This window comes from Chryseobacterium jejuense (genome assembly GCF_017877355.1).
GTDB lineage: Bacteria > Bacteroidota > Bacteroidia > Flavobacteriales > Weeksellaceae > Chryseobacterium > Chryseobacterium jejuense_A.
Genome location: NZ_JAGIPR010000001.1, coordinates 650,992 through 664,131 on the forward strand (window position 1 = coordinate 650,992; position 13,140 = coordinate 664,131).

Below are 13,140 nucleotides of genomic sequence, written 5' to 3' on the forward strand. Positions count from 1 at the left end.
CAATTAATATAAAATAGTTATTATGAAGAAACTAATTTTAGGTATGGCTATCGTAGCATCTGCTTTTGCATTTGGACAGAAAGGAGATGTAAATGCTCAGCTTCAGACTGCTAACAAAGCAGCTATGGATGCATATAACGCAAAAAATTATGCAGTTGCAGCACCTAAGTTTGTAGAAATTTACGACTTATTGAAAGCGAATGGCCAGGATAACAAGATATATATGTATTATGCAGGACTTAGTCATGCATTAGCCAACAATAGCGATCCGGCTATTAAAATATATACAGATCTTGTAAATTCTGGATTTACAGGAGTGGAAACTACTTATACTGCTAAAGAAAAAAAGAGCGGGCAGGTAGTAAATTTAGATAAAGCGACTTGGGAGCTGATGAAAAAAAATTCTGAGTATTCAGATTTCAAAACAGAACAGTCTGCAGGAGTAGAAGTAGATCTATACGAAACTTTATCTTTATTACTTCTTAATGCTAAAAAAGCAAATGAGGCTCTTGTAATCATCGAAAAAGGGTTAGCTAAATATCCGAACAATGCTAAATTGAAGGAAAGCCAAACTACGGCGTATCTTCAGTCTGGAAATATGGATAAATTTGTTACCAATTTGAAAGAGCAGTTAGCAAAGAATCCTAATGACGCAACCAACTGGTACAACCTTGGGGTAATGCAGGCCAAAACGCCGGCAACTGTTAATGACGCTTTAGAATCATTCAAAAAAGCAATTGAGCTTAAGCCTGATTTTGCCAATGCTTATCAGAACCTTGTATACACTACCATTGGAGATGACTCTAAAATTGTAGCTGATATCAATGCGTTGAGAAAAGACAAGCCGGATGAAGCTACTAAATTAATTGATGCAAGAAGAGAAAGATTTGCAAAAGCTTTACCATTTGCAGAAAGCTGGTATAAAGTAGATCCTAAAAATATTGATGCAGTAAGCACATTGAAGGAGATTTACGTGGTAACTAAAAATCTGGACAAAGTGAAAGAAATGAAAGCTAAAGAAGCTGAGTTAAGTGCAGCTGCGCCAGCAAAATAATCATTTTATAACTTAATTATAAAAAGCCGAGACAGTAATGTTTCGGCTTTTGTTTTTTTAGTAAAAATATCATTTATTATGTATTACCCATTGCACATTATTTATCATTTACTGTCTAAATTTCATCCCTAGAAATTCTCTGTAATTCCGTATCTTTGAGAAAAATTTTACCAAAATGATCGAGTGGAAAACCGCTAAGGAATATGAAGATATTACCTATAAAAAATGCAATGGTGTAGCAAGAATCGCTTTCAACAGACCGGAAGTGCGTAATGCTTTCAGACCAAAGACAACTTCAGAATTATACGATGCTTTTTATGATGCCTCTGAAGACCCTTCAATAGGGGTTGTTTTACTTTCAGGAGAAGGACCAAGCCCGAAAGACGGAGGTTGGGCTTTCTGCAGTGGAGGAGACCAAAGAGCAAGAGGTGATCAGGGGTATGTAGGAGAAGATGGAAGACACCGTTTAAATATTCTGGAAGTTCAGCGTCTGATCCGTTTTATGCCTAAAGTGGTAATTGCGGTAGTTCCGGGTTGGGCTGTAGGTGGTGGACACTCACTTCATGTAGTGTGTGACTTGACTTTAGCGAGTGAAGAGCATGCAATTTTCAAACAAACTGATGCCGATGTGACAAGTTTTGACGGTGGTTACGGATCTGCTTACCTTGCAAAAATGGTAGGACAGAAAAAAGCTCGTGAAATCTTCTTTTTAGGAAGAAACTATTCTGCTCAGGAAGCTTTTGAAATGGGAATGGTAAACAAAGTAGTTCCTCATGCAGAATTAGAAGATACAGCCTATGAATGGGCTCAGGAAATCTTAGGAAAATCTCCAATGTCCATCAGAATGCTGAAGTTTGCAATGAACCTTACAGACGACGGAATGGTTGGTCAGCAGGTATTTGCAGGAGAAGCAACCCGTTTAGCGTATATGACAGAAGAAGCTAAAGAAGGAAGAAATGCATTTCTTGAAAAAAGAAAGCCAAACTTCGGAGACGATCAATGGATATCATAAATTCCAGTAAACTATTTTTGTAGGCCATGGGAATCAGTAGGGAAGATCTTGAAAAAAATAGAGCAAGTAAAGAAAGAAGGAAGGAAAGTGAATTTCTTCTCTCTGTCGACTTTGAACAGTATTTGTCAGATCGCTATTTCTATGATAATCTTGATAAAGATTTCTCTTTGAAAGATTTTTGTCCACTGAATCCATTAAAACCCGAACACGAATGGTATCGTTTCAATATAAATGATCAGGAGTTTGAAGTAGGTAAAATGTCTTCCGAAGGTTACGATTCCGGATTTAGAAGCATTTATCTGACGGATACGAAGGCGATTTATCCTTGGAAATATAAAACCTGTTATGGGATTTGTTCCGAAGAGAATAATAATATACTCATAATGCCTTATTTTGATTCGATACAGTTTTACGGTCTATTTAATATTTTTGCCTGTAAAAATTCTTTTCAAGATCCTGTAAACTCGGAATCCTTATTAGGGCAGGTATATTATTTTGATACAAAAGGAAGGTTTATCAGGCAGGAAAAAGAACGTTATCTTAATTTATTTCCTCATGTTGCGGTTATTGATAATGAAGTAAAAGAAATAAAGCTGGATGGTTTCAATGTAGATGAGGTATATCGATATGATCTGTTTGTTGTGTATATTAAAGACTCTGGTGAAGCTGTAAAAAAACAGGCAGTGGATAATCATGGAAATTTTATTTTAGATAAAGCTTATCTTGATGTAGTAGTTCGCTCTGCTGAAGAAACCATTTTTGCTGTAGATGAAAATGAAATAATCTGTTTTGATACCAAAGGTGATAAGAAAAGAACCTATCCCGGTTTCAATCATATTGATGAAATTGGAGAGAATTGTCTCAGAGTTTGTAATAAGTCAACAGATGAAGTAGGCTTTAGTCTTATCAATTTTGATGGAGAACAACCCTTGATGCAGACTTATGATTTTATTGAAAAATGTTCAATGAGTCAAAAATATAAGTTTTTTCAGGGAAGCTGGTATCATTTTACAGGATATGAAAAAGAAGATCCTGAAATTGAAATTGTTCAAACTAAATTGGATGAAATCCGATCAGATATATTGGTTTACAGTTTTCATCCCAATGGTAAATGGGGAATCATCAATGAAAATGAAGAAATTTTCATTCCATGCGTATACGACTGGATTGAGGAAATAAGCGAAAATGTTTTTCTTTTAAATGAAGGTGGAAGACTATTACGTTGTTCAAGATGTACCGATGAATGGGATGGTGATACTGTTGATGAATTGATTGTTCATGGTGGCAAGTGGTTTAATTACAGTTTATTGGGTATGAATCTTGAACCTGCAGAAATAGAATATGATTCAAATAATTTTATAAATTCAGTATATAAAATAGAATGACAGATTGGATAAAAGCCGCAAGGCTCAGAACTTTACCGCTATCATTAAGCGGAATTATTATGGGAGCTTTCATTGCAAAATGGAGACTTTACAGAGAAGGAGGAATTTGGGATTGGAAGATTTTTGCACTGGCACTTTTGGTAACGCTTTTGTATCAGATTTTATCAAACTATGCCAATGATTATGGCGATGGAGTAAAAGGAACAGATGCAAAAAGAATCAATGAAGCAGAAGCAAGAGCGGTAGCCTCAGGAAAAATTACAGCCAAACAGATGAAAAATGCTGTCATTCTTTTTTCAGCATTATCTTTTGTTGCCACTATTGCGCTGTTATATGTAGCTTTCATTCCAAATTATATGAATGAATTCTATATTTTCATAGGTTTGGGAGTAGCAAGTATTTTGGCTGCAATTGGATATACAGTAGGGAAGAAGCCTTACGGGTATATGGGATTGGGAGATATCTTTGTGTTTATTTTCTTCGGATTGGTTTCTGTATGCGGAAGTTATTTCCTGTTTACAAAAACATTCAGCTGGGATATGCTGTTGCCGGGAACTGCAGTAGGAATGATGAGTATGGCTGTTTTGAACCTGAACAATATGAGAGATATTGAAAGTGATAAGCTATCAGGAAAAAACAGTTTTGCATTAAGAATCGGATTCAAAAATGCAATGATCTATGAAATGATCCTGTTGCAACTTCCTTTGATATTGATCCTTGCTTTCTTGGGAATCAATGGATTCTTTCAGGAGCAAAACTATTATGTTTTTATTGTAATGATCCTTCTGTTTCCTTTGATGAAATTGAGAAGAAGCATCATGTCAGTAAAAGAACCGAAAGAATTAGACCAGTATTTAAAGCAGGTTGGAATAATGACGTTTATTATGGCTGTTCTTACGGCAGCCGGACTTAATTTATTTAATTAAATCTAACAGTATTATATATGAGTTCCAATGTCTATGTTGAAGCGCAAATGCTTATCAGAAAGCCGATTGATGATGTTTTTGAAGCATTTATCAATCCTGAAGTAACCATTAATTTCTGGTTTACAAAATCTACCGGAAAATTAGAAGAAGGGAAAACAGTAACCTGGGAATGGGAAATGTATGGCGTGAAAAACATTGTAAACGTTCATCAGATTATTCCGAACCAACTGATTAAAACAGAATGGGGAGAACCTTCACTCAACGTAGACTATGAGTTTAAAACTATGGAAAACGGAACTCTTGTTGTGATTAAGAGCTATGGATTCACTCAAACGGGTGAAGAGCTCCTAAGACAGGTTAATGATAATACAGGCGGTTTTACAACGGTTTTAGACGGTTGTAAGGCTTATTTGGAACATGGGATCAATCTGAAACTTATTGAAGATAAATTCCCGTCGAAATAATTAAAGTAAATAAACAACGCTTAGCGTTTTAAAAAAACACAGATGGCACGAATGCTTTCACTGATGTCACTACCTTTATCGTGCTATTTGTGAAACTGTTTGAGTCATTTGTGTTTAATCATAATTGAAATTAAATTTACAATGAAAATACAATTTTTAGGGCAAAATTGTTTTCTGTTCACGTACAGGGACAAAACAATTTTAAGTGACCCTTTCTACAACTACAAAAAAGCGGAATCAGGTTTTGATATTACCGCTCAAAAAATTGATTACATCCTGTTGACCCATGCCCATGGAGATCATATTGCAGATGTAGCAGAAGTATTGCAGCATTACCCGGAGGCAACCGTGATTGGAGTACCGGAAGTATGCGGATACTTTACCCAAGCTAAAAATAAAGACGATGTGAACTTAGGAGGGTCGGCAAAAATCGACGATCTTAAAATTTCCATGGTTCCGGCTCATCATACAAGTTCTTTCCCGGATGGGAGCTATGGAGGCGTTCCTGTAGGGTATATTTTCAGACTTCCTGAAGGTAAAAACATCTATTTGGCTGGAGATACAGGAGTAATGGCAGATATGGAGCTCTTCCCAAGATTATATGGGAATATTGACCTTTCTATCCTTCCCATCGGAAGTCACTACACAATGTGCCCAAGAAAAGCGTCTTTCGCAGCAGCAGAATTATTAAAAACTCCAAAAGTAATCGGATGTCACTTTGATACGTTCCCTGCCATAGAGATCAATCATGAAAGTGCATTAAAGCATTTCGCTGATAAAAATGTAGAACTTGTTTTACCAAAATTAGGGGAGACCTTCGAATTTTAATCAATAACAAGAAAGAGAGAAACCGAAAATTAGAAAAATGGAAATGATGCGTAAGGTATTAAAAACAAAAAAAGATAATTATCAAATTACCTCTCTCTTCACTTTAAACCAAAAAAAAATGGCAAGCTACCTAAATCACACCGCTACGACCAATTACCTTTGCTGCGTTCCCACCCTGGAGGATTCTCAGGAGCTGGTTGTTTAGGACTTGCCGTTGCAAAGGTAGGAAATATTTGTAAACTTCAAAACTTTATTAAAGAAAATTTGTCGAAAAAATGCAGTAGTAGAGCTAATCAGCTGACATTTAGAGGGATAATTTTTCAACTTTTTTCTAAAAATTTTAACATGACGAAAAGTCCATCAACATTAGGAATTATACTTTTTATTGCTACAATGATCGTTTTCTTTGTAGTATATACTTTTTTCTCAGGAATCAATTATTTTGACATCTCACTGAAAGCCAATGCTTTTGCGTTGCCTCTTCTATATGCGGGAGCAGCATTCTGGTCTGTGAAAATCTATTGGAACAACCATAGAGTGGTCACTTTTAAAGAAGCTTTCAAAAGAGCATTCGTTCCAATGTTTATTGGAGGAATTCTTTCGATTTTCAGTATTTATGCTTTTTTAAACTTTGCAGATATGGATGCAAAAAAGCTTTTGAACTATCAATATGTTCAAAGACAGAAGTCGGAATTGGATACAGAATATACTTCTGCGAGAAAAATTTTAAAGCATCAAAAAGATATTGACGAGCTGGATCAGAAGTATAATGAAAGGGTTCAAAGCTTTAGCCCGGAGGCTGTAAAAGGAAAAGATATGCTTACTGCAAGTCATTTTTCAGGATATTTTGCAGCAATTCTTATATTTTACGTAGTTTTGTCGGTGTTTTTCGGAGCATTTTTCAGAACAAGAAGTGTCTATCAACCCGAAGAAACAAATCAAGACTAATTTTTATTAAAATTAAATGAACTTATCTATAGTTATTCCGTTACTGAACGAAGAAGACTCTCTGGAAGAGCTTTTTTCAAGAATTGACAACGTCTGCCAAACCAGTAATTTATCTTATGAAATCTGGTTTGTAGATGATGGAAGTACGGATTTGTCGTGGAGCATTATTGAGAACTTAAAAGTACAGTATCCTCAGATCCACGCTATTAAATTTTCCCGGAATTATGGGAAATCTCAGGCGCTTCATGCGGCTTTTGAAAGAACAAACGGAGATGTGGTTATTACCATGGATGCCGACTTACAGGATTTTCCGGAAGAAATCCCGGAACTGTATAATATGGTAATCCATGACAATTACGATATTGTTTCCGGTTGGAAGAAGAAGCGTTTTGATAATGTAATGACCAAAAATATTCCGTCAAAACTGTTCAATGCAGCAGCAAGAAAGGTTTCCGGAGTTTATCTTCATGACTTCAACTGCGGTTTGAAAGCATACAAAAGACAGGTGGTAAAATCTGTAGATGTGTACGGAGATATGCACCGTTATATTCCGGTATTGGCTGCCAATGCAGGTTTTAGAAGAATTACAGAAAAAGAAGTACAGCATCAGGCAAGACCTTATGGAACTTCTAAATTCGGAACAGAAAGATTTGTAAGAGGATTTTTGGATCTGGTAACCCTTTGGTTTGTAAGTCGTTTTGGAGGAAGGCCAATGCATTTCTTTGGAGCGGTAGGAACTTTAATGTTTATCTTCGGTTTCCTTTCAGCGCTTTGGCTGGGAATATCAAAACTGATTGATGTAGCCAGAGGAATTTACGGTCATTTAATCACCAATAATCCGTGGTTCTATATTGCTTTAACCATGATGATTATGGGAACTTTGTTATTTGTAGCTGGATTCCTGGGTGAAATGATTATCAGAACAAACCGTGAGCATAAGAATTATAATATTGATGAAGTGATATAATTTTAATCAATACACTTTAATCAATTGTAAATAAATATAAATATCTCAGGAAGCCTAGAACTTTCTGAGATATTTTTTTATATATTAAATTTTTTCATCTTAGAAGATAATTACAATGGAAGTATGGTTGAATATTTATAACATGATAATTTAAGAATCAGGAATCTTGATGATTTTAGTTGATATTTTAATATTTGATCTGATAAAAAGTTTAGGAAAATATAAAAAACTCTTTTTCCCAAAAAGCAAAAAATTGAAAATTATCAGGTATTTTATTGCCAAAAGACAAAGATTTTTAGAAATTTTAATCCTATTTTTGTTAAAAGATATTCTTGAAAGCCCGGAAAACTTTCAGGAAAGCAGATCATAATGATCGTCAGTAGAATATTTAAAATTAAATATGAAAAAAGTACTTTACACATTAATGTTGGTTGGAGTAGTTTCCTGCGGGAAAGTTTCCCCAAAAGGAAATATTGAAAAGAAAGATGTGGACGTCCCGGAGTTTGTTAATCTGGATCTGAACGGAAAATTCCGTGTATTTTATGCCAGAGGAGAAAAGAACTTTGTGGAAATAGAAACCTATCCTAACGTAGCCAGTAATCTGGACGTAGATGTAAAAGATAAAACCCTTTTCATCAAGGAAAAAAGAGGGACTAAAGGCGTAGATTTTTACAATGTAACTATTTATTCAAAATATAACCTTGAAAAAGTAGCCGTTTCAGACTCTGTTGAAGTAAATATTTCCAGCGAAATTAAAACGGATAATTTCAGACTTAATATGAAAAACAATGCAAGTTTCATGGGGTCTGTCAACACAAGAAGGGCAGAAGTGGAAATGCATAACAGAAGCCGTGCTAACTTTTTAGGGTTATCAAAAGATGCAGTAATTAAGATTTCCGATACTGCAAGTCTTATTGCTCCTTACTGGAAAATCACCAATCTGAATATCGATTCCAAAAATGGAAACTATGCAGAAGTGAATGTAAAAGACTCTCTAAAAGGAAATATTCAGAACACCGCAAAATTCATCTACTATAATGACCCAATCAGAGCGTTTAAAGTAGAGAAAACAACGAAAGTTGAGAATAAGAAATTAGAGTAAGAGAGTGGGAAGCTGGAAGCTGGAGGTAATTCTAGTTTACCCAATTCCTTTTTCACTTTTTAATTAATAAAATATAGAAAAATAAGATAAATGGCAGAAGTCTGAACTTGGGAATGTAATATCTTCCATCTCCCAGCTTCCCTCTTCCAGCCTAAAAAAACAAAATAATAAATCAAAAGCTGAACGGCTAAACTGGGACAACAACAACCTCCCTCTTCCAGCCTCCAGCTTCCAAACTAAACTAAATATGAACACATTAGAAAAAGCGAAACTTTGGTTAAGTGAGACCTTCGATGAAGAAACGAGAAAGGCAGTACAGGCATTAATCGACAGCAATTCCCCGGATCTGGAAGATTCTTTCTACAGAGAACTGGAATTCGGAACAGGAGGGATGCGTGGAATTATGGGAGTAGGAACCAACCGCTTAAATAAATATACATTAGGACAGGCAACTCAGGGATTGGCTAACTATATGCTTGAGCAGTTTAAAGGAGAGGAGATCAAGGTGGCAATTGCCTATGATGTTCGTCATAACTCTAAAGAATTCGGAAAACTGGTAGCAGATGTTTTAACAGCAAACGGAATTAAAGTATTGCTTTTCAAAGATCACAGACCAACTCCTGAACTTTCTTTCACGGTTCGTGATAAAAAATGTAACGGAGGAATCGTATTAACGGCTTCTCACAATCCACCTGAATATAACGGTTACAAAGTATACTGGAATGACGGAGCACAGATTGTTCCGCCAAATGATGAAGCCATTATCAAAGAAGTATACTCTGTGAAATTTGAAGAAATTAAATTCAACGGGAACGATGACCTTATCGAATGGGTAGGAGAAGAGCAGGATGATGTTTACATTGATGCATGTATTGAAAACTCTACTTACCAGAACGAAGGAAAAGAAAACTTAAATATTGTTTTCACTTCTATTCACGGTACCACTTATACTACGGTTCCTAAAGCTTTAGCAAAAGCAGGCTTTAAAAAAGTAGACCTTGTTAGAGAACAGATGATTCCAAGTGGAAATTTCCCTACTGTAGATTCTCCCAATCCGGAAGAACCGGCAGCATTGGAAATGGCCATGGATCTTGCAAAAATTACCAATGCAGACATCGTTATCGGAACAGACCCGGATGGTGACAGATTAGGAATTGCAGTAAGAAACCTTGATGGTGAAATGCAGTTACTGAACGGTAACCAAACCAACACAATCCTTACTTACTACATCTTAAACGAATGGAGAAAGCAGGGAAGAATTACAGGAAAAGAATTCATCGGTTCTACCATCGTTACTTCCGATATTTTCTATGATATAGCACAGAAATTCGGTGTTGAATGCAAAGTAGGTCTTACAGGATTCAAATGGATCGGAAAAATGATCCGTGAAGCAGAAGGAACTCAGAAATTCGTATGTGGTGGGGAAGAAAGTTTCGGCTTCATGACCGGAGATTTTGTACGTGACAAAGACTCTTGTGGAAGTATCCTTGTAGCTTGCGAAATTGCTGCCTGGTGTAAAGCTAACGGTAAAACAATGTATCAGTACATGATCGAGATTTATGAAGACCTAGGAATGTATTATGAAGGATTGGTAAACATCGTAAGAAAAGGAAAAGAAGGTGCTGAAGAAATTCAGAATATGATGAAAAACTTCCGTGAAAATCCGCCAAAAGAATTGGCAGGTTCATTAGTGGAAGAAGTAAAAGACTTTAAAGAACAGACAAGCCTTACCATTTCATCAGGAGAGAAAAAAGTAATGAACGAAATTCCACAGTCTAACGTATTGATTTACTATACGCAGGATGGAACTAAAGTTTGTGTAAGACCTTCAGGAACAGAACCAAAAATTAAATTCTATGTTTCAGTAAAAGACTCTATCTCTTCTGAGGCAGATTTTAAAGATAAATTAAAATCATTAGAAGCTAAAATTCAGGCCGTTAAAACAGATCTAAAGCTGGATTAATCATCTGATAAAGCAACCATGATAAAAAAAATTATAGCAGTTTGCATACTGTCTGTGGCTGTAGTTTCCTGTAAAAAGGAAACTGCGGTTTCTGATGTAAAGCCTGCAAACGACTCAATCGCTAAAAACGAAACCAAAGAGGATCAGTACAAACCTATTGATACAGCATGTTCTTCAGAAAATAAGACAGAGGATTATATTACAGCTTTACAATGGTATCGTACTAAAATAGACAAAGAGATTGCAGCAAATAGTCCGGAGCAGAACAATAAAGTGTATGAAGATTATGTGAAAATCAGAGACAAATACACAGATTGTTTTAATGATTCTCAAACGGAGATACTCGACAAGTATGTTGATTATCATACAGGACCGGATACCTATAACCTGCCGGATAACATAAAGAAAATGGCTGCCGAACTGAATAAAGCAGGTCTTGAATTCCGTGTAATGGGAGAAGGGCTTACGGAAATTCATTCATTGCCGGGATATTATGAGTCTGTTTTCAAGAATAAAGTAACTCCTGATTATGCTGCCTATATCTCACAGATGGCAAAAGATAATAAGGAAAATTATGCTGTCAATGGGGGACTTTTAATTACCTGGGAAGAATTGGGTGACCGATTGATCGAGTGGGAGAATTTTATAAATAAATATCCTAAAAGCCCACTGATAAAGAAAGCAAAAGATAATTATCACAACTACTTGCTGGATTATCTTCTGGGAATGGACAGTGATCGGATTTATGACAGTGAGGAAGGAAAAATTTATGATGATAAAAGAGAAGCATATAACAAACTCATCAAAAAATATCCAAACTCTACTACCGCAAAAAAAACTAAAGAACTAATAGCCGCTTATGATGCCCACATACCTGTGGATCAAATAGAAGACAAAATTAATCTGAGAAGATAGTATTAGTAAATTTTAAATAAGAATAAAGTGAAAGTTTCAAAATTAGCAGCGAACCTGATCGGTTCTGAAATTGTAAAAATTGGTAACGAAGTAAATGATCTAAAAGCAAAAGGTGCAGAAATTGCCAATCTTACTATTGGTGACCTGAATTCTAATATTTATCCTATCCCAGCATTGCTGAAGGAAGAAATTCAGAAAGCCTATCAGAATAACCTGACAAATTATCCACCTGCCAACGGACTTTTATCTTTAAGAAAAGAAGTTTCCAAAGACCTGAAAAACAGATGGAATCTGGATTATTCTCCAAACGATATTTTGATTACAGCAGGATCAAGACCATTAATCTATGCTGTATACAAAACCATTGTAGACGAAGGAGATAAAATAGTATATCCAACACCATCATGGAATAACAACCACTATGCTTACCTTACTTCTGCCAATGCCGTAGAAGTTAAAACAAAGCCTGAAACCAACTTTCTTCCAACTGCAGACGATTTAAGACCTCATTTGGATGGTGCTGTTTTATTAGCACTTTGTTCACCATTGAACCCAACAGGAACAATGTTCACAAGAGAACAGCTTTCTGAAATCTGTGAATTGGTGATCGCTGAAAACAAAAAAAGAGGAGCAGATGAAAAACCGTTATATTTAATGTATGACCAAATTTACTCTAACCTTACTTTTGGAGCAGAACACGTAGATCCGGTTTCTCTTTTCCCTGAAATGAAAGAATATACAGTGTATATTGATGGTATTTCAAAATGCTTAGCTGCAACAGGAGTACGTGTAGGATGGGGATTTGGTCCGGCTCATATCATTGATAAAATGAAAGCACTTCTTACTCACGTAGGAGCTTGGGCACCAAAGCCAGAGCAGGAAGCCACTGCTAAATTCTATGAAAACCCTGAAAATGTAAACGTATTCGTAGAAGATTTTAAAGGTAAATTAGAGGAAAGTTTAAAAGTTCTTCACGGCGGAGTTCAGGATCTGAAAGCAAAGGGTTTAGCAGTAGACAGTATTGAACCGATGGGAGCACTTTACCTTACGATCAAATTAGATTATATTGGAAAAACAAAGCCTGACGGAGCTGTTATTGAAAACTCTTCAGACCTTGTATTCTATTTAATCAATGAAGCAGGTGTTGCTTTAGTTCCGTTTTCAGCATTCGGAGAAGACAAATCTGAACCTTGGTTCCGTGCTTCCGTTGGAGGATTAGCTGTTGATGAGATCAAAGTAATGCTTCCAAAATTGGAAAGTGCTTTGAACAATCTGAAATAATTAAGCTTACTTAATTGATAAATGTACCAGTGTAACAGTTTACCAATTTTCATATTGGTGAATATGGTTATACTGGTATATTGTTATATTGATACATTATAAAAATGTCACGCTGAGCGGAGTCGAAGCGTTTTTCAATACCCTATAAACCATGAAGCTTCCCAGAAAATACCTCCTTGAAACAAAAGTATTGAGCTATTCCACCTTGGTTATTATCATTTTGGTCATTGTAAGTGTTTGGCTTTCGGGGAAGGGAGATCATAGGTCTTTATTTCAAAACTCTCTCTTATCAACA

The 13,140-nt window shown here is 35.8% G+C and carries 12 protein-coding genes and 1 other RNA gene; 12 read left to right on the forward strand and 1 reads right to left on the reverse strand.

Annotated features, from left to right (window positions below; genetic code table 11):
- The first annotated feature begins 22 nt into the window (after positions 1-22).
- The 6 genes from J2772_RS02985 (at position 23) to J2772_RS03010 (ending at position 5,669) form a co-directional block, all read left to right on the forward strand.
- Positions 23-1,054: a hypothetical protein gene (locus J2772_RS02985; protein ID WP_209913141.1), complete on the forward strand. Its 1,032-nt coding sequence runs from the start codon at positions 23-25 to the stop codon at positions 1,052-1,054.
- Between the two features lie 175 nt (positions 1,055-1,229).
- On the forward strand, positions 1,230-2,066 hold the full coding sequence (locus J2772_RS02990) for a 1,4-dihydroxy-2-naphthoyl-CoA synthase (RefSeq protein WP_209913142.1): 837 nt from the start codon (positions 1,230-1,232) through the stop codon (positions 2,064-2,066).
- Between the two features lie 26 nt (positions 2,067-2,092).
- Positions 2,093-3,451 carry a WG repeat-containing protein gene (locus J2772_RS02995; protein WP_209913144.1) on the forward strand — a complete coding sequence of 453 codons (1,359 nt, stop codon included), beginning with the start codon at positions 2,093-2,095 and terminating at the stop codon, positions 3,449-3,451.
- Positions 3,448-4,377, forward strand: a complete 930-nt coding sequence (gene menA / locus J2772_RS03000; RefSeq protein ID WP_209913146.1) for a 1,4-dihydroxy-2-naphthoate octaprenyltransferase — start codon at positions 3,448-3,450, stop codon at positions 4,375-4,377. Before J2772_RS02995 ends, menA begins: the two co-directional genes overlap by 4 nt.
- A gap of 17 nt (positions 4,378-4,394) precedes the next feature.
- A complete protein-coding gene (locus J2772_RS03005; protein ID WP_209913148.1) occupies positions 4,395-4,841 on the forward strand; it encodes an SRPBCC family protein in 447 nt (148 codons plus the stop codon).
- Positions 4,842-4,982: 141 nt separating this feature from the next.
- The gene (locus J2772_RS03010; RefSeq protein ID WP_209913150.1) at positions 4,983-5,669 is read left to right on the forward strand and encodes a metal-dependent hydrolase; all 687 of its coding nucleotides are present in this window, start codon (positions 4,983-4,985) and stop codon (positions 5,667-5,669) included.
- 116 nt (positions 5,670-5,785) lie between these two features.
- Here J2772_RS03010 and ffs read toward each other — a convergent pair.
- Positions 5,786-5,883: signal recognition particle sRNA small type (ffs, locus tag J2772_RS03015), an RNA gene on the reverse strand.
- Between the two features lie 131 nt (positions 5,884-6,014).
- Here ffs and J2772_RS03020 point away from each other — a divergent pair.
- From J2772_RS03020 to J2772_RS03045, 6 genes are all read left to right on the forward strand, one after another.
- A complete protein-coding gene (locus J2772_RS03020; RefSeq protein WP_209913152.1) occupies positions 6,015-6,617 on the forward strand; it encodes a DUF4199 domain-containing protein in 603 nt (200 codons plus the stop codon).
- A 16-nt stretch (positions 6,618-6,633) separates the two neighbouring features.
- Positions 6,634-7,584 carry a glycosyltransferase family 2 protein gene (locus J2772_RS03025; RefSeq protein WP_209913154.1) on the forward strand — a complete coding sequence of 317 codons (951 nt, stop codon included), beginning with the start codon at positions 6,634-6,636 and terminating at the stop codon, positions 7,582-7,584.
- Between the two features lie 400 nt (positions 7,585-7,984).
- Positions 7,985-8,686, forward strand: a complete 702-nt coding sequence (locus J2772_RS03030) for a GIN domain-containing protein (protein ID WP_209913155.1) — start codon at positions 7,985-7,987, stop codon at positions 8,684-8,686.
- A gap of 247 nt (positions 8,687-8,933) precedes the next feature.
- The gene (locus J2772_RS03035; protein WP_209913158.1) at positions 8,934-10,649 is read left to right on the forward strand and encodes a phospho-sugar mutase; all 1,716 of its coding nucleotides are present in this window, start codon (positions 8,934-8,936) and stop codon (positions 10,647-10,649) included.
- Between the two features lie 18 nt (positions 10,650-10,667).
- Complete coding sequence (locus tag J2772_RS03040) at positions 10,668-11,564, forward strand: hypothetical protein (protein ID WP_209913159.1); 897 nt, start codon at positions 10,668-10,670, stop codon at positions 11,562-11,564.
- 27 nt (positions 11,565-11,591) lie between these two features.
- Positions 11,592-12,845: a pyridoxal phosphate-dependent aminotransferase gene (locus tag J2772_RS03045; RefSeq protein WP_209913161.1), complete on the forward strand. Its 1,254-nt coding sequence runs from the start codon at positions 11,592-11,594 to the stop codon at positions 12,843-12,845.
- Positions 12,846-13,140: the final 295 nt, after the last annotated feature.